Here is a 24,655-nt window from a genome sequence, read left to right as displayed (position 1 = left end):
TCATTGAGAGAACCAGATATGAGAAAATGAGGAGGAAACCAGGTAAAGCATGGAGAGCAGAAGAAAGATAAAAATAGGATTGGATATCTCCATCCTGATTTGTGCAATACTTTTAATTTTTGGCCTTTTTTCTAAGGGAAATGACCAGTTATGGATCGGGGTGCTGGTTTTTGCAGGACTGGCGGCGGTCGTTGACCTGCTGGGCCAGATAAGGGAAAAAGGGGTCAGGCCAAAGGAGAATTCGGTTGGATACTCGGAAGAGGTCAGGGCCACTCAGCTCATGCTTTTGGACGAGCATGATAAACCCTTAAAATCTTGGGATATAGCAGAAAAAACAGCCCTTATCATAGGTAAGAAAAACGAAGAAGAAGATGTGGATGTGGATTTGGAGGACTGCGAGTACAGTGCATTCATTGACAATCAGCATGCAGTACTGAATTACTGCCTGGATTCCTGGTATTTGGAAGATTTAGGTTCACAAAACGGTGTAAGAATCAGGAAGGCAGAGGATGGCATCTGTTATCAGGTGACTGGAAGGCCATGCAGGATTTTGGCGGGAGATGTGATTTACATTGCCAGCACTCGCTTTTTATTGACATAAACACATAAATACATAGATAGGAGATTGGAATATGAGCTTAGTAAGATGCCCCAATGGACATGTTTTTAATGCAAGACGTTATGGAAAGATCTGCCCCTATTGTCAGATGAAGTTAAAAGAAGAGACAGAGGATCAGAAACCTGTGGGATTTGAGCCTGCTATGGAAGTTTTACAGGAAGAGATCCGGCCCGTCTGCGGATGGATCGTGTGTATCTCTGGCGCAAGAGTCGGAATGGATTATAAGATACACAGCGGAAAGAACTTTGTGGGCCGTGGAGATGATATGGATATACAGATCTTGGGAGATAACGAGATCAACCGGAAAAATCATACCATCATTGTCTATGACGAAAAAAAGAGGAATACGGTCATCCTGCCTGGAGATGCAGCAGGGCTTGCCTATTTGAATGACGAAGCTGTTTATGTACCCACGGAATTAAAGCCTTACGATGTGATTGAGCTGGGGAAAAGCCGGTTTTTATTTGCCCCTTTATGCGGAGAAAATTTTGAATGGAATGATAAAAAATGACTGTGATGATCATGGGAGGTCTGGGGATCATGCTGTCGGCCTCTGCGTTAGGCCGGCTGGTTCTGGCGGCCGCAGATATAAGGACAGAAGAAAATAAAAAAAGAGAACCTTCAGATGAAACTGCCGTCAGCCAGACCACTGGCGGCAAAGAAATCCAGGCGGATATAGCGGGAATCCAAACAAGCAGCGCGGGGACCCTGGCAATTTTGTCCGATGGGATTGGAAAAGCGAACACAGGAAAAGTGTGTGCCCAGATTGCAGTGGATACTTTACTGGACCGATACCAGCCCTGCCATGTGTTAAATAACCCTGAATATTTCTTTAAGACTTCTTTTCGTGAAGCAAGTCAGAGGATTCAGAGGACCATAGGGGAACGGCGGGGAGGTACATGTCTGGCAGCGGTATTTGTCAATGAAGGGTCTATGCATTACGGTCTGGCGGGAGATATCCGGATTGCTTTGTTCCGGAATCAGGAATTGATCCCCATCAGCAAAGGCCAGACTCTTAATGTGCTTGCCTTAAACGCTTATCAGGAAGGAATCTTATCAAGGCCTGAAACCATCTGGACCATGGAAGAAAAACGGGTATGGAACTATCTGGGAATAGATGGTTTTCATGAAATTGAGATTGGAGAAAGGCCTATCCGGTTAAAATCTGGTGATGTGGTACTGCTTGCTACAAAGGGAATCTTTGAAGCAGTATCCTGGGCGGAGATGGAAGATATCCTGTTAAAGGACCTTACTTTAAAGGAAAAAGCAGACGGTATTGTTATGGAGTCGGAAAAGAAAAATGGGATGGAGAAAGAAAACGGGAGCGTTCTGCTTCTGAGAGCGGAGGTGGCTTATGAGAAGAATGAATTCTGATTTTCGGACGCAGTATATCTCAGAAGAAGGGCAGAAGCTCACTAACCGGGATTATTTTGGATTTGTAGAAATGGATGACTATGCCTGCTATGTTCTGGCAGACAGCCTGGATGGAGAACTGGAGACCAACAGCGCAAAATTTGTTGTGGAAAGCCTGATCCGCAGTTTTGTAGAGGGACCATCCATGAATGCAGGGAGACTGAAGCGCAATATGAATCAGGCTCATAGGGAGCTATTAAAACAACGGGGAGGAATGCACTTAAAGGCCTCTGTCACCATGGTGGTCACGGATTACAGAAAGCTTATCTGCTGCCATGTGGGAAACAGCCGGTTTTATCTGCTCCGGAACGGCAGGGTCCTGGTCAGGACAAGGGACCAGTCCCTGACTGAGAATCTTCTGAAGGAAGAAAGAATCACCCTGGATCAGGCGGCGGCCCATGAGGAAAGAAATAATCTTTATTCCTTTTTGGGAGAGCGGGGACAGCCGGAAATCCTTGTGTCAAAAAAGATCGGGCTGGAAGCTGGTGATATCTTCGCCCTTTTTACAAGAGGGGCTTGGGAGAGCTTTGGTGAGGAAGAGTTTCTGGAGGCTGCAAAGGAAGCCAAGGAGCCTAAGGAGATTCTGGATCAGGCCGAGGATGTGATCTTAGGGCAGCAGGAGACCGGGGAGGTGGATAATTACAGCCTTGCGGTGACCTTTATTGAAAAGGTTTACCAGCCTCCGAAGAAGTTGTCCTTAAAAAAGATTTTAATGGCTGCAATACCCATTGTTTTGGTGGTGGGCGGAATCAGTCTTGGGCTTTATCTGCATCATAGAAGCGTAAAAAACAAGGAATACAATCTGGAAAAATACTTAAACAGCGGCCAGGAATATTTAAAATATGATAATTACCTGAAAGCTTCCGAGGATTATGGAGAGGCAAAGAAGTTGGCGGATGGCTTGAAGAAAAAAGAGGAATCAAAGGAGGCAGACCAGTATAAAAAGCTGGCGGAACAGATCCTTTTAGGGGATGAGGCCATGATGGGAGGAGAATATCAAAAGGCCCAAAACCTTTACTTAAAGGCCAGGGAACTGTCCATAAAGGCAGGAAATACGGGAAAAGGATATATTGATGCCGGATTAAAGCAAACAAAAGATTATATCGATGTATTTGACCTGATTGAAATAGGGCAGCAAAAAGAAGGATACGGTGACATGGAAGGAGCCGTGAAATCTTACGGCCAGGCGAGAGATAAAGCAGCAGCCCTTTATTTTTCATCTGGAAAAGAGGAGGCTTTGGCAAAGCAGGCGGCGGCTGAGGAAAAGATGGAAAAGAACAGCCAGAAGCAGGAAGCCGCAGCGGCGGCGGCCAAGGAAGAATCCCAGGCGGCTAAAAAAACGGAAGAAGAATCGAAGCAGGCAGAAGAAGAAAAGGCAAAGAAAGAGGAAGAGGAAAAGCGGGAGCTGGAAAACCAGCAGAAGCTGAATGATCAGAAAAATGCCATTGATCTGGAGAATAAGGGAAATGAACTTCTGGCGGAGGAAAAGTATGAAAGCGCCATTACCTATTATCAGACGGCCAAAACGATCTATATCCGTTTGGAGATGTACGAGCTGGCAGATGGGATCAATGATAAGATCGGGGCAGCAAAGGCCGGAATAAAGACAAGGGATCAGAAAACGTCCGAATCAGGCAGCGGGACGGGAACCGGGAATGGAGATGCTGGAAAAAACGGTCCGGGAGTGGGCCGTTAAGCTGCCGGAAACCATTTACGGGAAATACATGACAAAGTGAGGAATACAAATGAGCCGATATACCTATACCTTACACCCGGGAAAGACAGAACCGGAAAAAAATACTTATAAAAGAAGCAAATTGGAAACGATGACCACCTTTCAGCTTAAGGAAATTTGCCGAAAGGAGAAGCTGGTCATGCCGTCCGGAAGCTGCATGGATCGGGAAGTACTCCTTCGGCTGATCCTGCGGTTTAGGGGGCAGAAGGATTATCGGCATATTGATGCGGAATGCAAAGGCGGGCTGGAACGTCTTCAGGAGTTTTTTGACCGGAATCTCATAGATATCCGTTCCAACCAGCAGGTGAGAATACCGGGAACCATGGTAATTTACCGTGGAACCGGATTAAATGAACTGGATCATTACAAGGTAGAATCGGACATGATCTTATATGAAGGAAACCTGTTGCTCATAGACGAGAATTTCCGGATTTATACCTGTTTTTACATAAAAGAGGTGGAAAATACCTTCTATCTGTTTCAGGGGAAAGATATGCGGGTCCTGCCTCTTGGGAAACACCAGTATTTTATTTTATATTTTCCCAATGAACGAGATTCGGAATTTCTTTATGACTGCTATCAGGGAGATTATTCATCCATTCCTGGCCATATGGATGGAATCCGGATTCCTCTTCTGGATATTGAGGTAAGGGAAGTGGCGGAGACAGATCTTCCTTTGGTCATTGACTTTGGAAGCTCCAATACGACAATGGGGATATGCCTCCCTGATGGAAGTGTGAAAATTGCCAGAGATGGAAAACATTCTGTCATCCCTAGTGTCATAGGGGTAGAGGAATGCCGGGAAGGCGGACACGGATTCAAATTTGGAAACGAGGCGCTTGCCATGGGTGGCCAGGGGTACTTAGATGAAGATGTCCCCGTGTTTTTTGATATTAAGCGATGGATCAGTGATGCAGAACGGATGGAAAGTGTCATTTTAAAAAGCGGGTTTAAATATCAGATCCCTCGCCGGGACATGCTGAAAGCATACTTAGAATACTTAATCGACCTGGCGAAACAGCAGTTTAAATGCCAGTTTAAGAATATTCAGTTTCTGGCCCCTATTCGCCAAAAGGAGAAGTTCCGGGAATTGTTTGAGGAGCTGCTTCCGGAATTTCATGTAAACTGTGAGCTGGATGAAGGGATGGCTGTACTTTTTAACAGCATTTACGGGCTGGTAAGTGAGAATCGCTATGAGAAAGGGCGCTGGTATCATGCATTGATCATTGACTGCGGAGGAGGAACTACAGATTTGACTTCCGGGCGGTTCCGTATTGATAACAGCCGGGTGTCTTATACCATTGATTTAGAGACCAGGTATGAAAACGGAGATACGAATTTTGGTGGAAATAATTTAACATTCCGCATCCTGCAGATGTTAAAAATAAAGATTTCACGGGCATTGGGATATTTGGAACAGGGGGATTCCTCTGACTCGTCTGACGGAAATTACGGGCAGAGACTGGATGAGGATTATTACAGGGCAGAGGGATTCCTTCCGACCCGGTTTAAGGATTATGAGGACAAAAGCAGGGAGCAGTATTTTCATGTGAAGAACAACTATTATTATCTGTTTCAGCTTGCAGAAGAGGTGAAAAAATCCTTTTTTGGGTCCAGGTTTCAGTATGAGCTTTGGATTGAAACCAGCAGGGAAGGGGAAAGCAGGGGAATGTTTTTGGATAAATGGAAGCTGTCAGTGCTTGACGAGGGCTGCTTTACCCATATTGACCGGGAAATACGCTTTCCCCTGTATTTAAATGAGATTGAGACGATTTTAAGACCGGATATTTATCATCTGATGGAGCGTTTTCTGGATCAGAAATTTGAACAGGGAGAATTACAGGAATATGAAATGATCAAGCTGACCGGACAGTCCTGCAGATCCAGCTTGTTTATGGAGGCCTTGAAGCAGTATGTTCCTGGTAAGCTGATCCAAAGTGCAAAAAAGGGAGAGGATGAGTCGGAGCTTAAGATGTGCTGCTTAAAGGGTGCTCTTGCTTATTTTATGAACTGCAAACGAGGCTATATGAAGGTAAATCAGGACTACCAGGTGCGGACCCTTCCTTATGAGATTGTGGCACATACTCATGAGAATCAGGAAAAGATATTGATCCGCAGTCTGGACCCGGAGGAACATATCGGATGCATTTCCCGCTTCATGATCGGAAAGCAGCTGGACCTTTACTTAAATGATGACAAAGGAAAACGCCTGAAACCCTATTACTTTGAGTATGACACCGAAACATTTGAGCGGACGACACAGGAGGAGATTGACAAACAATATGAAGGAAGCGTGATTCAGGAGGAAACGGATACCATACTGGAAGGGGAAATGAAGTTCTTTGTATGGGTATCAAGAAAGCGCTGGGGATTTGTGGTGCTTCCGGTATTGCGGGAAAATGAAGTGCTTTATAAGGGGAAGGAAACCTTCTTTGATTTTGAGGATGACACATGGGAAGAGAACTTTTTTGACGGTAGAAAATAAGAAAATTCTTAATATAACAGGAGGATTATCAATGACAGAAGAACACAAGATATTAGATGATTGGAGTATTGAATTATTCGTGGGGAATAATTACGAATATTACAAAAATAAGTGGCGTGACAAACCGGAACGCCAAAACTTTTCAAGCTGGAACTGGCCTGCTTTCCTTTTTCCGGTTTACTGGCTGGCATACAGAAAAATGTATTTAGAGGCTTTTTTATATGGGGTGATCTCTCTTTTTTCGGTGATCATTCCGGGGAGCGGACTGATTCTTCGTATACTTGTGGGAATATTTGCAAACTCTTATTACCGCAAAAAAGGAATGAAAATCATTGTCCAAACCTCAGGAATGACAGCGGGAGAGGCAGAACAGTACATAAGCAAGCGCGGAGGTACAAGCGTTTTAAGCATTTTTGTTACCATACTGATTATTGTTTCTCTTGCCATTGCGGTTATAGCTGGAATTGTACTTTATCCCACAGGAGAGAAGGAAATTTTTTCACAGACGGTGGAGTCTAAATCTTTTACAGCAAATGATTTAGTATTTAATTTCCCTGATGATTGGAAATTATATGAAGAGGAAAATCCTTATGATTTGCAGTGCGTTTCACGTTTTGAAGACTTATCAACAGGAGTTTTTGTTTATGAAAAAACAGATCTTTCAGAAAACGCAAGTCCTGAAGATCTTTTATCTTATCATATTGATGACTTACAATCTCTAAGGAAAAATTTCAAATTTATTGAGGAAACAAAAGATGCAGAGATTGGAGATAAGAGGATAAAAACTGTTGTGTATTCCGGTGAACGGGACTCTGTGAAATATTATTATACTTTCTCTTTAGTAGAATTTAAGGAGTTTGGGGAATTTGCAGTTATATTACAAGCTTGCGTTCCAAGTAATTTTGAGAAAAATAAATCAACGTTAGACGAAATCGTAAGCTCGTGCGAACCGGTTCAATAAATAAGCTATCCTCAAAATAAGGAGGTGAAGGAAAGATGGATCAGATAGAAGAAATGAAAGCAATGATCAGGGATGAGATCCAGTCAATCAGCAATTTAGAGGAGCGGATCGCATTTAAAAGCTTAATGGAAGGCGTGTTTTTAGAACTGTATGAAACAAACGTAAAGATGTACCGGATGTTAGAGGAGCGGGTGATGAATGACCTTGCGTATGACATCAACCGTTATTTAATCCGTACGGGACTGATGGAACGTACCTATCTGGATAAGTCCCATCATCTAATGTCTCCCATATGTGAAGAAGATTTAGAAATGGTCTCTTATAAGATTTTCGATGTGAGGGAGAAGCTTAAGACTGAGGGGAAGTTTTGCCTGGCTACCGTGTTTTTGGAATGTGATGCTTTGACGGTTGAAGAGATATTAAAGAACCAGGAAGACTTCACAGGAATTTTACGGGCTGGCAAAGAGTATCCGGTTAATATCCGCTTAGAACGGAGTGAACGCTATGGGAAAGAAATAGAGCATCTCTATCACCTGTTCATGAAAAATGGAATCCCATGGAAAACCATCAATGCTCCCTATCTTTTTAAAATGGTGGACATTTGTATTACCGGTCTCCCGGATGAGGCGGGGGATGAGGAGTTTGTGACAAATTTCGGAGCCGATTTTGGGAAGTATAACCGGTTTGTCCATTACGACATGATCCCCATATGGAATGTACGTCATTTGAAGCTGGAAAGCGTAGGCTTTCCCATTGCCTGCAGTGATCATGAAAATTTTGAACATGTTATATCCATTCGGGATTATGGAACGGAACACGCTTATCTTGTAGAAGAAAAGGCCGGTATCAGAAGCGTCAGGCAGAGTGGAGATAAGCTTTTGGTCACCGGACAGGTTGAAAATGCAAAAAAGTGGGACATTCATATGATACGAAGCGGCGGGGATCATAAAATAGACCGCTATACTTATCCGCTTATGGAGAACTTAAGAAAAGATGGGTTTGCAGAGCGTTTTCAGAGGAAAATGGGGCAGGCGGTAAAAACAAAAGGAGAACTGGAACGTTTTATCCGCGGATTTGGCCTGGAGGATTTTATTGAGTACCAGGATTGTGCCTTGAAGGAAAATGGACTGGAATTCTTAGAAACCTACTCCATGAACTTTTTTATAGAAGATGAGATCCGGGACAGGGAAGGAAAAAAGCAGCTGATCCTCTATTTTAAGCCAAAAGGAAAGGAAACATGGCTTTTGCGGGATTTAGCAAGCTTTATCTCCTCTGAGGTTCAGGAATATTTTCCTGAGTACGAATGCGGAGGAAAGCTTGTATGAATTATTTGTGGGAAGTTATGTTGGCGTTAAAGAAGTGTGGGGTGTCGGAAAAGAGCATTCGGTTTGAAATGCCCCGTGAATTCAGTGCCTATATGGAACTGTCTGGTTCCTATCTGAATCAAAAGGAGATAGAGGAGGGAGAGATTATTGAAATTAATCCCTACTATCGGTTTTACAACATATTTAAGGATTTCTTCCGGCCGGATCAAAAGGAATTTCCCAAGCTTAAAGAAAACCTGTTTCATTTGATCTTTCATCAGTTGATGCAAAATGATGCAGTTTCCGGAATGTCAAGGGAAGAGTATTATAAGAAGCTGCTTTACCAGGATCTGGAAGACCATGCTTTTGGAACTCAGGCGAAAGAGACCATGGCTCTCTTTTGCCGGGAAGAGCAGGAAATCCTTTTAAGCGGCCTGCTAAAGCAGTATGAAACCGGCAGTTCCCTGGATATGTTTAAAGACATGATGGAGGCGCTGATTCCGGGTAACATTGTATATCACAGCAACCAAAACTCCTATGAGATCCTGATTTATATCGGACAGAAAAAGGAGAAAGAAATTGTAAAGAAAATGGATTTTTTAACCAATATGTTTTTGGAGCTGCCTTATCATGTGGATATTTATTATGAATACCATTTTGGAATCATCGAAATGGCAGAAACCATGGAAATAGATGAAATTATCTTGTGCTGATGGAGGAAATGAAATGTTTCAGTATGATTATCCCCAATTTGAAAAAAAACGCCTTTTAAGGGCCGAGATGCTGGACAAGCTTAGAGACTATCCTAAGGTTTTTCTGGATCTGCAGTTTCAGGGATTTGGTGATGGAATTATAAATGGATGTGACATTGTTTGGGATGACGGACAGCTGACCATTTCCCCCGGCATGATTTATTGGAAGGGAAAGCTTTATTTTATGGAGCAGCCCTATATGCTGGAGTGCAGTGCCCAGGATAAGATCCGGTATTTAAAGGTGCAGTTTCTCACCGAAATCAGGGAGGCTGGAAGGATCATGGGAAATACCAGGATATTTCTGGAGGATAAGAAACCGGACCCAGCCTGTGAAATGGAGCTGTGCAGGTTCCGGCTTCAGGAAGGAGCAAGGCTTCGCAGCTCTTATGAGAATTTCCAGGATTATTCCACGGAGTATGACACAGTGAACTTAATTCATCAGCCCTACGCGGCAGAAGGAGGGAGTACATTAAATCCCAGGATCATCAGGCAGTTTTCAAAGGAGATCATGAGAAGCAGACCTTTAGATCCCCTTGATGCCAGCTTTTCCATGACAGCCCTGGCCGTTCATGGAGCTGTGACAGTTGACTGTATCCGGGAATATCTGTTTGCCGGATTGGGAGAAGATTATGGAGACAGGGGAAATGCAGGACTCTATAGAGGACTTAAGGAAATTTTAAAAAATCAGAGGAATGGGGAAGTGAGAAAAGGTGAAGTCAGCCGGGGGAAGAGAAGCGTTATGTTGTTATAGACGGGAGGGAAACGAATGAATCTGGATGAAAAGATTGCACTGTTGGAGCGTGCCAGAAGACAAAAGGTAAGAGAAGAAAAGGAACAGGCAGAGCAACGGAAAGAAGAGGCGAAAATATTGACCTTAAGCGATGCTCTTAATGGAATTAAGGCAGGGGAAATGAGGCTTGAGAATGGAGAGTTGTTTGAGTTTGAAACGCGGAAATATTCGGACAAAAATATGTCTCTTGTATTATTTAAAAACTTTTATCAGGCAACCCAGGAAAACGACGAGGGCGTTATCTATTTAAATCGTGCCCATGAAGTCAGCCAAATCATATCCTGGCCCAAAGAGCGGGTAAAGCCCATGGCTTTGAATCAATGGGCCAACATGCTTGTGAACGGTATGGCAGCCAATGGGATGCATGTAAAAATCGGGAAGAAAGAACAGCTTGATCATGTGGAATACATCTGTTTTGACGTACCAACAGGAAATGGCTGGCTTTATAACATTGTGTTCCGGGTCAGAGGAGGGCAGCTTATGGGAAATTATAATTGTATGAAGGCAGAACAGGATACTTATGGAATCTTTCTGGAAGCAATGGTTATAACGTTTAATAACTGGCTGGCTGATAGGGAAAGGGGAGACTTAAGTGGAGAGTATAACAAGGAACAATCATCAGAATGATAAAAGTGCAATTACTTACAAGGATATGTTTCTGGGGTCAGTTGGAGTGGTTTATTTTCGCAGGATTAAAATTACGGAAAAGGCGGGAGAACATGCTTCCCTGTACGTAGAAGCCGTCTTAGACAGTGATACGAACGAAAATGATCTTCATGAAATTAAGGATTCGGTTTCCCTGATGTACCGGAAAGAAGGGAAAGAACATGTGCTTTTTTATGGCGTGGTGGATAAGGTATTCATGAATAAGGATGGCGGAGAATGGCTGATCAGGCTGGAAGCCAGGGATGGAACCTGCCAGATGGATGTGGAACGAAGAAAGCGGATCTTTCAAAACCCTCAGATGAGTGTCCGCCAGCTAATCTCCAAGGTCATGGATAGCTATTCCGGGTCTGACCACATGGTACATCTGCCGGCTGAACCGGTCGGACAGCTTCTGGTTCAGTATGAGGAAACAGATTGGGAATTTTTAAGACGTTTCTTATCAAAATACAAGGAAAATCTTTATCCGGATCCGGCCTTTCCTGATATTCGGTTTGAGGCAGGGCTGTCCCCAAAGCCTGAGAATCAGAACTGGGACAAGCTTCCATATAAGCTTTCACAGGATTTTATCCGGCTTGAATCCATGAAAGAAAATGGAATTCATGAGCTTACAAGATCTCAAAACACAGTGTATCAGATAGAATCCTATGACATTGTTTCCATTGGAAGCCAGATTACATATAAAGGTACTCCCTGGTATATTGAATCAGCGGAGAGAAGGCTGAGGGATGGCCTGTTAAAAAATTGCTACTGCCTCAGGCAGAAGGAGAGTCTTAAGGTACTGCCCTACTATAACGGGAATATTACCGGGATATCCATTGACGGTAATATCGCTTCTGTAAAGAGAAGCCAGGTGCAGGTGAACATGGAGATAGAGGCAGGGGATGGAGAAAAGTACTGGTTTCCATTTTCCACTGTGGCAGCCTCTTCAGATGGAAGCGGCTGGTATTGTATGCCGGAAAATGGGGAAAGTGTCAGGGTTTATTTCCCAATAGACGATGAAAAGGAAGCCTATGTGGTTACCAATGTAAAAGGCCAAAAGCCGCAGGCAGGAAATTCCTCGGATTCCATGGGAAATCCGAACCATAGGAATATCCAGACAGCCCAGGGGAATCAGGTTCAGATGACGGGGGAAGGCGTTCTTATTAAAGCAGGGAATGGCCAGGGCAGCATCTTTTTGAAAAAAAGCGGAGAAGTGGTTTTGGACGCACAGAAAGATATCACCATATTAGCTGCAGAGAATTTAAACATTACGGCTAAAAAAGATCTTACAGTTAAGTCACAGACTTCCATCCAGGTTTCCTGCGGGTCAGGTGCTGATATTGAGGTGAAAAAGGGAACAGTGGGACTTCATGGAAGCGAGATTCATGAGAATTAGGAGGCGGTTTTATGGCATATGGCTTGGAACAGATCATAATAAAAGGAATTCCGGTAGAAAATCTGACAGAACTTAAAATAGACTGCTTACCAGGTGATCATGGAAGCCTGAAGCTTTGCGGTTATCTGGCAGCAGAAAATGGAGAAGAGACATTATTTGGTTTTTCGGAGAATGACTCAATATCTGTATATGTAGGAGAAGGAAAACCCATATTTTCCGGAATACTGACTAAGGTCAGTGTAGAAGGAGAGGGGGACACGGTGAAAATATCGGCGGAGGCCAAAAGCAGAAGCATATTGATGGACCAAAAAAAGAAGTCCCGGTCTTTTCAGGATGTGACCATGACTTACGGCAGTCTGTTTCAGGCCATCCTGTCCGAATACCCGGGAAGCGATATTAAGCTGTCCATACCGGACAGGCCTTTAGGAGAAATTGCAGTTCAGTATAAGGAAACGGACTGGGAATTTCTAAAGCGCATGCTCTCTATGCTAAATGCGGTTTTAGCGTGCCGTCCTGGTGAAGAATCCATTAAGTTGTACGGAGGAGTTCCGGATATACCATCAGGGGAGTGGAATTACAAAAAGACAGGGTTCCAAAAAGAAATGGGAGAGTACAGCTATTGGCTTATGCAGGGTGCATCGGTCAATGATAATGACTTTCTTATCATGAAAATCGAAACCGGGCATGTACCGGAACTCTTTGAACAGGTAGCGGATGAAGGCAGGCAATTTGTTCTCCGCCGTTTGTCTTATGAATTGGAACGGGGGCTGCTTCACTGCCGCATGGAAATGCAGAAGAAAGAAGGAATACTGGCTAAAGCTGAGTATCCCATGCATTTAATCGGAACCGCTCTTTGTGGAACCGTTCTTGAAATAGCAGGAAGTAAGATCAAGATTCATCTGGATATAGATCATGCAGCCGGGGGTAAAGATGTGTACTGGTTCCCGTTCTCCACCCTGTCCGAATCCCCGGACGGGAGCGGCTGGTATTATATGCCGGAGAAAGGGGATAATGTCCGGGTCTATTTTCCTTCTAAATATACAAAAGATGTCATAGGAGTCAGTGCTGTAAGTTCATATGACGGAAAGAACGGGGGAGTACCCGACCGGATGGGAAGTCCCTCCACAAAATATTTAAGCAATCCTTACGGGCAGGAAATGAAGCTGGCGGAAGATGGGATTACTCTTGCATGCAGCGGAGGGGCAGCCAGTGTGAAGATCAGTAATGGAGGTGACATTTCCTTAAGTGCCATGGGTACAATCAATATTGCTGCTGAAGAAGATTTAAAAATTGAAGCGGAGGAGGCTGTTTCTCTTCAGGCGATTGAGGCGGCGGTTATATCCTGCGTAAAAGGAGGTACCGTTAATATGCCTGCTGATGGAAATCTGTATATCCAGGGAACTGAAGTAAAAGTGAATTAGGAGGTCCGCATGACAAGACAGGAAGCATTAGAACGATTCAGAGAAGAAGAACGGGAATATCTGGAAGAGAAAAAAGGACAGTTCTTTCTGGAAATACAGGATAAGGCCTTGGAATTGTCAAAGGTAATCCAGCAGGCATTCTCCACTCTTCGGGAAAAGGCTGAAGGGAAAGAAAAAATCATGTTTTTCTATTTTTCCCTTCTTCGGATTGATGCATTGAACGGAGATTATAATGTTCTGGTCCAGGCATTGGATGCCAGGTGGTATTTGGACACAGAACCAGCAGAGGTGACATGTTCCATCGGGTTTCTCTTTACCATGATGGATGAGATAAAAGAACGGTTGGATCTGGACCGAAGAAAATATATGGGAAAGATCAACAAGTACGACATATCCAATTTTCTGCAGGAGATTCTTATGGAATGGAATCAGATATTGGCAGGACAACTTCGGTTTCTATTCCGGGACATAGAAGAGAACAGGGATTTTGCAGATATTCCCAAGCTTGATACCTGGGGAATCTACTGGGGGGAATACCGGGATGCCAATGAACTCATCGCCAATGTGGACCGGGAGAAGAAGGACCAGAAAGATTGGGACAGAGCTTTGCACCTGACAGAGGAACAGGAAGGGGCTATGGTTTCCAAGTTCTGGTATGAAGCTGATTTAAAGGATTCAGACTGCAGGGGAAAGGCGTTTCTTTTCAGCCAGTTTGAAAATTGCTCCTTAACCAATCTATGCTTTGAGGAAGCCGTATTGTCCGGGGCACAATTTAAAAACTGTACCATAAAGGGGTGCAGCTTTCAGAATGCAGTGATCCGCCAGGCTGATTTCGTGAACTGCCGGTGGGAGGATAATGATTTTAAAGGAGCAGACCTGGAGTATTCCATCTTTATGGAGAAGGATGTACCTTTTCTTCACCTGGATCCGGAGCAGCTTCAAACCATTTTGATCGACAGGAGGGCTGAGGAATGAGGTTTTTTACCATGGAGCAGGATAAAACCCTGCAGGATATGATCCAATTCCGGGATTTTGATATCTGCGGTCCCAGACATATCTTCTATAAAGAAGATGCAGCGGAAATCGACGATTCCAATATGATGTACCTGACACCAGACTGCGGGGAAGGGTTACCTGATTTCATACAGAGTCCGGTGTATTTAGTTTCAGATAAGGTGAAAAAGGTACTTGATATGTATGAGGATGAGATGGTGTTCAAGACAGTGACCATTGCAAGTAAAGAACGGGAAACAATTATGGTTTACCATCATCTTCTGTTAGACCGCATGGACATGTTTTCCGGTCAGACGGAGTTTTACTCTAATGGAAGCATAAAAAAGCTGGTTTTGGATTCGAAAAAGATCGGGGAACATAAGGTGTTTCTGTTAAATGATAAACGATTTTCTAATCCTTATGTAAGTTTGGAGGTTGTGGAGAGCCTGCTGCGCAGGGATGTGATCGGAATTATCTGGAAGGAGGTTCAAGTAGAATGGCGGAGTTAAAGGATACGTTTGTTGTCCATGGAGCATGTACGACCTGTAGTATGGGAATGAGACCAAGCCAGATTGTTCTTCAAAAAACACACGGAGTTTTCTTAAAAGAGCAGGCTCAGATGACCGTGGAGGACTGTAAGGCAAATAATCATGTGATCTGCTTTGGAGGATGCTACAGCATGGAAAATCCAAAAACACAGGAGGCGGCGGAAAAGGTGCGTAAGGATGTAGAGGAAGCCTGCCCGAATACTTTTCTGGATAAAGTGATGGGGGCTTTCACTAGTGGGAAGAAAAAGAAGGAAGAGGCTGCATCCGCGGAAGAAGGAGTTCCTCAGGTATTGGGAGAATGTACGCTCCGTATTATAGCTTCGGAATGGGACTATGGTAAGGACGGGGTGGAGACGGAAGAGAAACGTCCTTTGATGGGCGGAGCCAAGCTGCATTGCATATATGGGGGAGAGATTGAAATCGTTGATCCGGGACAGCCTGAGGCAGGAAGCGGGACATCGACCACGCCTCAGGATAATCCGGCAATGGGCAATGCTAATTTTATGCAGGGACAATTTGGATTTGATGAGAAATCTTCTAAAACCATGGAAGCGGTTTATGATAAAATTCAGGAGAAATACAAAGAATTGTCTCAAATGGAACGGAACTGGCTGTTTGCAAGAGCGATTAGTCAGCTTGGTGATTATAATAATAAGACAGTTAATGTATTATTTCTTAAAATAGAAACTCATGCCTGGAGGAAAGGAGCAGGGTGGGCATACGAATATGATAAGGAAGAAAAGTTTTTTATTGAAAGTTTAGAAATAAAAAAAGAAGATTATCAATATTTAAGACAGATGGTCCGCCTGCAGCACTTTATGAGCAGTGATCCTTTGAAATACAGCTATGATGCATTAGAGCAAAAACATAAAAAAAAGACAGATGATTTCAATACATGGAAAAGCAATATGGAGAATGCTACTGGAAAAACGTTCTCTGACCAGGAATATTTAGATTATTATAAAGAACTTTATCAAAACTTTGGAGGAAAAGGTGATTATTCCCATATGATGTATACAATCGCTGCAAACTTAAATGACAATCGCCATAAAGTGGATAATAAATGGAACAATATGGGAGCAAAGTCTCTTTCCTGGAAGAATGCGGAGGAACGCAAGGATGTAACTGGTTGGCTTGGGGATGCAGTATACACTGGGGATAATAATAAAATTTCTTTTGGAATGGATGATTATATCGCAGACTTAGATGCGGATAACATTGCATATAGGACGGCTGATGATACCGGATTGTTGGATTGTATGGAACAGTATTACGGCGATATTTCATCGGGAAATCAAGATGAATTAAGAACAAAGGAATTTCTTGAAAATAATTCGTATGAGGATATAGAGAAAGCTGTTTTTGAACGTATTACGTCAGAGGATAAAAATCATGATGGTAAGAAAAACGTGGAGGATTTAAAAGACAATGAAACATATAAGGGAACATACGATTTTCTCATAAAGTTGAAAAATTTAAGCAAAAAATAAAGGGAGAAAGCATGTTAAAAAAGAAAAATGGAGATTTTTCGAAGCGCAAAATTGTACTTATATTGTTAAGCTTGTTGATAATAGGGTTATTCCAATATTTTTTATGGAGGGTGAATGGTATGAATGTTATGGACCAAATTTATGAGGCGGCAACCAAAAAGAATGCGTTTGAATTATTTCATAAAGTGCCAGAATTAAAATGGGTAAATCATGAAGATTTATACGATTTTGAAAATTTTGGCGGACTTTCCATTCCATACAAGCAAGAATATTTAAAAGAAAATTTTGAAGTTGATTTATTTTTTCCTTCAAAAGGACATACGATAAAGATACGTGGAAATGTAAACATAGCTAATGAAACTATGATTATTATTATGTATATGAGCTATGATCACAAAAACAGGGTCATGACATTAGAACCGCTTGATATTTACTACCAGCCGGGAGAAGAATTAGGCACTCATTATCATGATTCACAAACTATATACGAACTTCTAAAAAAATATGAAGTCACTGAGCAGAATATCAAAGAGTATCAGGAATATATGTTATTTGACGTGGTGGTCAATACCTGGTCAGATGCACAAGGAAAAAACAAAGAAAAAGAACGAGAGAAAATGAAAAATTGTACATTTATTGATCATACATTTACTTTCCCTGAGTAAAGTCGGAATCGTGGAAAGGAAAGGAGAGGGTGATGTTTTACTCGCGATGAGAGAACAGAAATAGGCCCTATAAATAGGCAAGCACAGCAGCAGGGTGGGTGGAAATGGAATTAGGTTCGTGTGAAGTGAAGGTGGTTCGAAGTATACTGATACCAAAATAAGACAATGAATAAAGTTGAGGAATAAGAACAACTGAAAATATTTAAGAAAAAGAGTGATATAGCTGCCAAATGATGAGAATGACCTTCTATTTCATGATAAAGGAGGCAATGAAATATGATATTGGAGTATAAAGAACTGGAAATTGAGCTGGCACTGGAAGGCGTGATTCAAGTGGAAACCTTCCGGCTTACACAGGAACTTAACAGCCATGCATTCCTTACCATGAAACTGCTGGTAGATGGAGAGCAAGCGGAGGATTTTGTAAACATGGCTTCTATTCTTCCAGTGATAATCCGGGAAACCAAATGTACCGGGGGCAGGGTGATTTTCCAGGGAAAGATGGAAACTGTCTATACAAAAGTGGAGAAAGGGCTGCCATTTTTGTATTTGGAAGCTTATTCCTATACGAAAGATTGGGAGCGTACGGAAAAGAGCAGAAGCTTTTTGAATGGGTCCATGACCTATATGGAGGTGGCACGAAAGGTGCTTGCTGATTATGGACGGTTTGATATTAAGGATGAGATCACAGGGAACGCTCTGATCCCTGAAATGCTTTTGCAGTACGAGGAAAGCGACTGGGTTTTCCTGCGGAGGCTTGCCAGCCATTTTGGAACCAGCCTTCTTGTTGAGCCTTCTGCCGACTGCGGAAAGGTGTATTTTGGAATCCCGGATATTAACTATGGAACAGAGCTTCACAAAGAAGACTATGTCCTGGAAAAGGATCTGTTTCATTATTCAAGGATTCTGGAGCCATTGGGAGTTTTGTCCCAGGAGGCATCTAAGTGGAATATTCAGACACGCCGGTATCTACAGATGGGAGAAGCAGTTTCTTTTAATAAAATACTGACTTGGATCACTGGAATGAAAATCTTCACCACAAATGGGGAACTGGTTTATTGGTATTCACTTTCCAGACGGGAAGGGCTTAGGAGAGAAAAGGAGAAGAATCCCAGAATCTATGGTATGAGCATTCCGGCAACTGTAAAAGAGCGGAACGGAAACCAGATCCGGGTGCATTTTGATATTGATCCGGTTTATGAGGCTGGGGCTGGGCTGAAGTATTTTACCTATGCCATTGAGAGCAGCAGTTTTTACTGCATGCCGGTAGAAGGAAGCAGGGTACATATTTATTTTCCAGAGCATGACGAACAAAGTGCAGTCGCCGTTCATGCTATTGGAAGCGGAAGCGGCGGGGGAAAAAGTAAAAATCCTGAAAATAAAAGCTTTTCCGACCCAAGCGGAAGCGCCATGAACATGACTTCCGATACGTTAAGCTATGCTCCGGATTCCAGCGGTTCCATTCTGCTGAACCTAAATAAGGGAGGATTCCTATCCCTGACCGGAAAGAACATCAATATAAAAGCCCAGAAAGGGATGATGGCCGGAGGAGAAACCCCGGTACGGAATCTGATGATCTGCGGAGAGAATAAGGTTGTGCTTCAGGTTGGAGATGGCGGCGACGATGTGGTCACTCTAGAGGAAAAGACGGATATCAAATCAGGCCTTGTAACCCATAAAGCGGATTCCTGTCCGGAAGCAGTGCCATCGGCAGCGGAGATGGAAGCGGAATTAACAAAAAACGATGCGGCTGACCGTGAGGCCAATAACAGTGCCCTGACCTCGGCGCTTGTGGCAAGAAAACAACAGAGCAAGCAGAAGTTTTTGAACGGGGTAATAAGTATTGCCACGGTAGTAGGTCTGACAGCACTGACTGTATGTACCGGAGGCGCAACTGCTCCCCTGCTGGTTGCAGCAGGAGTGAAGGCAACTTTTGCCGTGGCGGATATGGCGGAAGGGCTTGACGGATACAGTAAGGTGAATGCACTGGATGCATCCAGGCCGGCAAACTTTTTAAGGGATACGGTTTTTAGGGGAAATGAAGATGCCTATAATATCGCGTCCATGGTAACTGATATTGTGTTTGATGTTGTTACCGGAAAGGCATTAAAAAATGTCGCTGCCGCAGGAAAGTTCAGCAAGTTCATGTGTCCCAAATCCCAGGTGGCTAATTTTGTCATACAGACGGGAGGCTCTGTCATATTTGGGGCAATCACAGAATACCAGACAACAGGCTCCGTCAATGTGCAGAACATGGTAACCAATATGGCACTTGGTATGTTTAAAGGTTCAGCAGGATCAAACCTGATAGGAAAGACACAAAAATTGCTGGGAAGCGATTCCAAGATTGTAAATAAGCTGGTGGGAACTGCGGTAGGAACCGTATTTGGTACGGCTGTTGATGTTACAGCAGATGCATTTCTCCCTGGCAGAGAGGTTAATTTAAAACAGTCATTCCAGAATAACCTGATTACAAGCGGGCTTGGCCAGCTTTTTGCCGAACCGGTGGATGTGGCTTCCGGCGCGTTTTTGATCACTGCTGCGGATTTCGCCCTGTCAGATATCCGGGAAGCAATCCGGATTCAGAGGAAGTACAACTCCACCAACACTCAGGAAGGGATACTGGGAACCGGCTGGAGCTTCCCATACGAAGGAAAGCTTTATCAGGATGGCAAAAAGCTTCATACGGTACTTGATTCCGGATACCATGTGATATTTGAATGGGATGGGGAAAAGGCCTGCAATGTGACTCATGGATGCGGCTGGTTCCAGCTTATAAAGGACAAGGAAGGCTGGCTCATTAAGGATCGGAAAGAGCACAGGACTTATTGCTATAATTCCCATGGAGTGCTCCAGTCCATTGCGGACAGGAACGGACAGGCTGTTCGGTTTACTTACCACGGGGAAGGATTAGAGGGAATCACCACCGCTCTCGGTTATCATTTAAGCCTGACCATGAGAAATGGGCGTCTGGTCCAGATGAAGGACAACATGGGACGAACCATGCAGTACCGGTATGAAAACGGATATTTAACCGATGTAATTCACATGGATCAGGGAATCACACATTATGAGTACGATGAAAAGGGATATTTAACCAAAGCGGTTGACCAGGCAAAGATTACCTATCTGGAAAACCGGTATGATGGAACAGGAAGAATGGTGTTTCAAACTCTTGCCAACGGAGATACCTATGAAGCGGAATATCTGGATGAGGAAAGGAAGGTCAGGGTACATAGCAGCGTAGGGGATCAGACGATTGTCTATGAGTATGGAAAGAAGATGGAGATCTTGTCGGTCCTTTATGAGGATGGAAGCGCGACTCGATATGATTATAATGAAGAAGGTTATCGGATACGGGAAACAGACCGTCTGGGATATGGGAAAGAATGGTCCTATGACAAAGCGGGGCGGATCATAGAGGAAGGCAGAGCGGGATGGCTTAAGACGAGCTTTTGTTACGACGAAGCCGATGATCTGGTCGAAAAGACAGACAATACCGGCAGGAAGTTCCTCTATGAATACGATGGAAGCCATAACCTGATCGAAGCAAAGGAAAAGGCGAAAGAAGAGGGGGAATGGCTTACCAGCTCCTATATCTATGACCGGAAAGGAAGACTCCTGGAGGAAAGGGATGCATTAGGAAATACGACCCTTTATCATTATGAAGAGGCTTCCGGAAAACCTGCTGTTATTACCTACCCGGATGGGGAAGAGGTCCGTTTCGAATACGATATCATGGGCAGGATGATGGCCAAAGAGGATGACTGCGGCCGGATGGAGTACGGCTATAATGCGAAAAACTTCCGGACCATGGTGCGGGATGGAGAAGGAAATGAATCCCGTTACTTATATGACGGCATGGGAAGGCTCTTAGCCATGTATCCTCCCAAGGCATGGAAGGAACAAAAAGGAGAGTACAGCTACCAGTATGATTTTCTGGACCGCCTGATTGATACCATTCGTCCGGATGGAAGCCATGAGAGGCAGATGCGGGATGGGGAAGGGCACATCCTTAAGAAAGTGCACCCTAATGCCTATGAAAAGGAAATCGATGATGGGGAAGGAATCCGTTATGAGTATGACAGTGACGGAAACCAGATCCGCATTCGTTATCCTGATGGAGGGTGTGAACGGTTTTTCTATGATGCTAACGGAAAACGGATTAAGCATGTCCTGCCGGAAGCATATCAGGAAGAGACAGATGATGGAACTGGTTATTGCTATGAATATGATACTGCTGGAAACCTGGCAAAAATCGTGGCCCCAGAAGGGAATACAGAAGAGGAATATACCTATGATCTGTGCGGAAACGTGCTTTCTCATCAGAATGCCATGGGCCGCACTGTCTTTTACCAGTACGACTTCCAGAACCACTTGATTCAGATGCTCCAACCTGCAAAGGAAGAAGAAACTCGAATCCTTTATCAGCGCATAACTTTTTCCTACGATGAAAACGGAAACAAAAAGAAAGAAGTCCGACATGGAGGATACTGGGATCAAGAAGGGAAACTGGTTTCCCAAGAAGGTTCGGATTTGTGCCTATCCTTTGCTTATGACAGCCGGAACCGCTTGATCGATGTAAAAGATGGCTTGGGTGCTGTGGTCCATTACTGTTATGATGCAAGAGGAAACCGCGTTTATGAGGAGAGGCAGATCAGTGATGAGGTTAAGCAGGTCATCTCCTATAAATATGACAAAGCTGGACGGCTGGTTGAGCAGAAGGAAGAATTAAGCAGTGTTTTGGCACCGATACCTGGAGAGGAACGGTTTGCCGTCACCCACTACCGTTATGATGAGAACGGAAACCGGATAGAGATTATAACACCGGAAGGATATCATATTCTGCGGGAGTATGATTCTTGTGACCGATTGATATCAGAGAGAAGCGTAGACAAGGCAAATGGAATTGACAGAACCGTCCATATCTTTTATGACAAGGCAGGAAATATCACAAAGGCTGCCCGTCAGGGAAAAGGAAAGGAAGCATGGGAGATCGGCTATTCCTATGATCTAAAAGATCGGATTACCCATGTGAAGGACTGCCTTGGTCCGGTATTCCAATATGAATATGATAAAAATGACCGGACCCGGAAAGAAATCCAGCCACAGGCGGGAGAGAAGCATGAGCGGACAAGGGGTTACCTTTACCGTTACGATTTTACCGGAAATCTGTTGGAAAAAGCTGATATGGCAGGAACCGTATTAGAGAAAAACGAATACCTTCCAGATGGGAATCTATCAAGACGAATCACAGCAGATGGAAATGAGCTGAATTTCACATACGGTGCCAATGGACAGGAGACAGAAATCCATACCTTAAGAAGCAGGGAAAAGGGACGGGCGTTACAAACATACACCTATGATTCCAGAGGAAGAATCACCGGACTGGCTGATGGAAACCAGAACCTGACTGGTTACGATGTAGACCACTGGGGAAGAATATGCCAGATACAGGGAGCAGACGGAGGAAAAGAAGGCTGCACCTATGACTATGCCGGAAATATTACCAGTACGACTGATGCCAATGGCGGAGTCATCACCTACCGTTATAATAGCCAGGGGAAAGTCTGCGAGATCATCGACCAGGAAGGAAACAGTGAAACGTTCCGTTACGATAAGGAAGGCCGGATGATCCTGCACACTGACCGCAACGGAAACCAGGTAAAGACTGCCTACAATATGGACTCCAACCGTGTTCTGGAGATCGGCTGCGATAAGGAAGGAAAGAACCGGGAAAGCAGAAGCTGGGAATACGATACCTTTGGCCAGTTGGAAAAATCAGCGGCAGGAGGATTCTGCTATGCTTACGAATACAGGCCGGATGGGAAGCTGCTTAAGAAAACGTCATCGGGACGGATTCTTGTTTCCTGTACCTACCATGAAGATGGCAGTTTAAAGACCTTAACGGATGAAAGTGGGAAGACGGTAAGTTACGGATATGACTGGAGGGGGAAACTGGCGTCCATTACGGATGAAGCAGGAACAACGATTGTCCGGTATCTCCATGATCCGGATGGGAAGCTGAAAGAGATCGTGCATTCTAATGGAGTGAGAACCTCTTATAAATATGATACAGACGGAAACATCAGCCGCCTGGCTACGCTATTAGACTCTGGTCAGACCTTATGCGATTTCCGGTATGAATACGACTTAAATGGAAACCGTACTGCAAAAGCAGGAGCCTGCCTGTTCCCAGGAGAGGACAGCATTAAGGATACAGCAATCCATTATCGTTATGACAGCATGAACCGTCTGCTGGAAGAGGAATATGATGGGGAAGCAATTTGCTACCGATATGATTTATGCGGAAACCGGTTGAAGAAGGAAGGTCTTGCCGAACAGGAAACATACCATTATAATAAAAGAAACCAGCTTACAGAACATACCACTTCAAAAGATAGAATGTTTTTCGTCTATGATCTTCAGGGGAATCTGATAGAAGAGACAGGAGCAGGGAATAGAAGATATTCCTATAATTCATTCAATCAGCAGATAAAGATTGAAGACCGTTACGGATATGTCCAGGAACACCGCTATGATGGGGAAGGGCTGAGGGCAGGAATAACGGCCAGGGAAGACAGTACCCATTTTGTATTCTACAATGGAGAACTACTGACGGAATCTAGAAGCGGAGAAACATTCAGAAACCGATATATTTTGGGATATGGAGTGGCAGCTAATGAGGTGGAAGAACAGTCCGGCTACCATGCCTATCATCTGGATGAACAAAACAGTACTGCATACATCACAGGAAGCCACGGTCAGGTAGAAAATGCCTATGCTTATGATTCCTTTGGAAACCTGAGAAGAGAGTCAGGAGAATTACGAAACAGAATTCTGTACACAGGGCAGCAATATGATCAAGAAATGGGTCAATACTATCTGAGGGCGAGATATTATAATCCTGCAATCGGACGTTTTACACAGGAAGATGTGTACCGTGGAGACGGGCTGAATCTGTATGCTTATTGTGCGAATAATCCGGTGGTGTATTATGATCCGAGTGGATATAATGAAAAATGTATCGGAGAGGGTGAAGAACAAGACTCTCAAAAAGTAAAAGAGGGTTCGGGGGCTAGCCGTATTGAGATTATTGATCCTGATGCAGGCACTTTCAAAATAAAGGATTGGAGTGAATATCCAGATGATTATGTTCCCTTGCCAGATAAAAATAAAGAGTGGGTACTATTGGAGGGTGATGAATATGATATTGCGAGAAAACAAGCAAATGAGGTTAATAGAAATATAAGAAAGGGAGATAGTCATTATAGTGATAATAGATTGGAAATTCATGAGGTCGAGCCTGTTAAATTTGGAGGTAGTCCAATAGATTTAACTAATAAAACAGCAATACAAGGACAGGCTCATAGGAAATATGTTACACCATGGTGGAATAAAATACGAGATGAAGCTAAGAAAGGGTTGAATAAATAGT

General features: G+C 43.7%; 17 protein-coding genes. All 17 read left to right on the top strand.

Going from position 1 to position 24,655, the window contains the following annotated elements; translation table 11 throughout:
• Nucleotides 1-49 precede the first annotated feature (49 nt).
• The 17 genes from ABFV83_RS11145 to ABFV83_RS11065 all read left to right on the top strand — a co-directional run bounded on the left by ABFV83_RS11145 (nucleotide 50) and on the right by ABFV83_RS11065 (nucleotide 24,654).
• Nucleotides 50-601 (top strand): FHA domain-containing protein, encoded by a 552-nt coding sequence (locus ABFV83_RS11145; protein ID WP_349943847.1) that lies wholly within the window; start codon nucleotides 50-52, stop codon nucleotides 599-601.
• A 31-nt stretch (nucleotides 602-632) separates the two neighbouring features.
• Nucleotides 633-1,130: an FHA domain-containing protein gene (locus tag ABFV83_RS11140; protein ID WP_349943846.1), complete on the top strand. Its 498-nt coding sequence runs from the start codon at nucleotides 633-635 to the stop codon at nucleotides 1,128-1,130.
• On the top strand, nucleotides 1,127-1,993 hold the full coding sequence (locus ABFV83_RS11135) for a protein phosphatase 2C domain-containing protein (protein ID WP_349943844.1): 867 nt from the start codon (nucleotides 1,127-1,129) through the stop codon (nucleotides 1,991-1,993). The genes ABFV83_RS11140 and ABFV83_RS11135 overlap by 4 nt, the downstream gene beginning before the upstream one ends.
• Entirely contained in the window at nucleotides 1,974-3,728 is a 1,755-nt protein-coding gene (locus tag ABFV83_RS11130) for a hypothetical protein (RefSeq protein WP_349943842.1), read from the top strand. The genes ABFV83_RS11135 and ABFV83_RS11130 overlap by 20 nt, the downstream gene beginning before the upstream one ends.
• 49 nt (nucleotides 3,729-3,777) lie before the next feature.
• Entirely contained in the window at nucleotides 3,778-6,252 is a 2,475-nt protein-coding gene (locus ABFV83_RS11125) for a hypothetical protein (RefSeq protein WP_349943841.1), read from the top strand.
• Between the two features lie 31 nt (nucleotides 6,253-6,283).
• Nucleotides 6,284-7,213: a DUF2628 domain-containing protein gene (locus tag ABFV83_RS11120; RefSeq protein WP_349943840.1), complete on the top strand. Its 930-nt coding sequence runs from the start codon at nucleotides 6,284-6,286 to the stop codon at nucleotides 7,211-7,213.
• Nucleotides 7,214-7,248: 35 nt separating this feature from the next.
• Nucleotides 7,249-8,538: a hypothetical protein gene (locus tag ABFV83_RS11115; RefSeq protein ID WP_349943838.1), complete on the top strand. Its 1,290-nt coding sequence runs from the start codon at nucleotides 7,249-7,251 to the stop codon at nucleotides 8,536-8,538.
• Nucleotides 8,535-9,230 carry a hypothetical protein gene (locus ABFV83_RS11110; RefSeq protein ID WP_349943837.1) on the top strand — a complete coding sequence of 232 codons (696 nt, stop codon included), beginning with the start codon at nucleotides 8,535-8,537 and terminating at the stop codon, nucleotides 9,228-9,230. Before ABFV83_RS11115 ends, ABFV83_RS11110 begins: the two co-directional genes overlap by 4 nt.
• Nucleotides 9,231-9,243: 13 nt before the next feature.
• Nucleotides 9,244-10,020 (top strand): hypothetical protein, encoded by a 777-nt coding sequence (locus ABFV83_RS11105; protein WP_349943835.1) that lies wholly within the window; start codon nucleotides 9,244-9,246, stop codon nucleotides 10,018-10,020.
• 15 nt (nucleotides 10,021-10,035) lie between these two features.
• Nucleotides 10,036-10,686 (top strand): hypothetical protein, encoded by a 651-nt coding sequence (locus ABFV83_RS11100; RefSeq protein ID WP_349943833.1) that lies wholly within the window; start codon nucleotides 10,036-10,038, stop codon nucleotides 10,684-10,686.
• The gene (locus ABFV83_RS11095) at nucleotides 10,652-12,100 is read left to right on the top strand and encodes a contractile injection system protein, VgrG/Pvc8 family (RefSeq protein ID WP_349943831.1); all 1,449 of its coding nucleotides are present in this window, start codon (nucleotides 10,652-10,654) and stop codon (nucleotides 12,098-12,100) included. The genes ABFV83_RS11100 and ABFV83_RS11095 overlap by 35 nt, the downstream gene beginning before the upstream one ends.
• A gap of 11 nt (nucleotides 12,101-12,111) precedes the next feature.
• Nucleotides 12,112-13,521, top strand: a complete 1,410-nt coding sequence (locus tag ABFV83_RS11090; RefSeq protein ID WP_349943830.1) for a contractile injection system protein, VgrG/Pvc8 family — start codon at nucleotides 12,112-12,114, stop codon at nucleotides 13,519-13,521.
• Nucleotides 13,522-13,530: 9 nt separating this feature from the next.
• Complete coding sequence (locus ABFV83_RS11085; RefSeq protein WP_349943828.1) at nucleotides 13,531-14,496, top strand: pentapeptide repeat-containing protein; 966 nt, start codon at nucleotides 13,531-13,533, stop codon at nucleotides 14,494-14,496.
• The gene (locus ABFV83_RS11080) at nucleotides 14,493-15,023 is read left to right on the top strand and encodes a hypothetical protein (protein WP_349943827.1); all 531 of its coding nucleotides are present in this window, start codon (nucleotides 14,493-14,495) and stop codon (nucleotides 15,021-15,023) included. The genes ABFV83_RS11085 and ABFV83_RS11080 overlap by 4 nt, the downstream gene beginning before the upstream one ends.
• Complete coding sequence (locus tag ABFV83_RS11075) at nucleotides 15,011-16,552, top strand: DUF4280 domain-containing protein (protein WP_349943826.1); 1,542 nt, start codon at nucleotides 15,011-15,013, stop codon at nucleotides 16,550-16,552. The genes ABFV83_RS11080 and ABFV83_RS11075 overlap by 13 nt, the downstream gene beginning before the upstream one ends.
• Nucleotides 16,553-16,563: 11 nt before the next feature.
• Nucleotides 16,564-17,217, top strand: coding sequence for a TipC family immunity protein (locus ABFV83_RS11070; RefSeq protein ID WP_349943824.1), 654 nt, complete (start codon nucleotides 16,564-16,566; stop codon nucleotides 17,215-17,217).
• Nucleotides 17,218-17,493: 276 nt separating this feature from the next.
• Nucleotides 17,494-24,654, top strand: coding sequence for an RHS repeat-associated core domain-containing protein (locus tag ABFV83_RS11065; protein WP_349943823.1), 7,161 nt, complete (start codon nucleotides 17,494-17,496; stop codon nucleotides 24,652-24,654).
• The last annotated feature ends 1 nt before the right edge of the window (nucleotide 24,655 follow it).

The organism is Lacrimispora sp. BS-2, assembly GCF_040207125.1.
Taxonomy (GTDB): domain Bacteria; phylum Bacillota; class Clostridia; order Lachnospirales; family Lachnospiraceae; genus Lacrimispora.
Note: the sequence above shows the minus strand (reverse complement) of the source record. Positions and strands in the feature narration are given on the sequence as shown.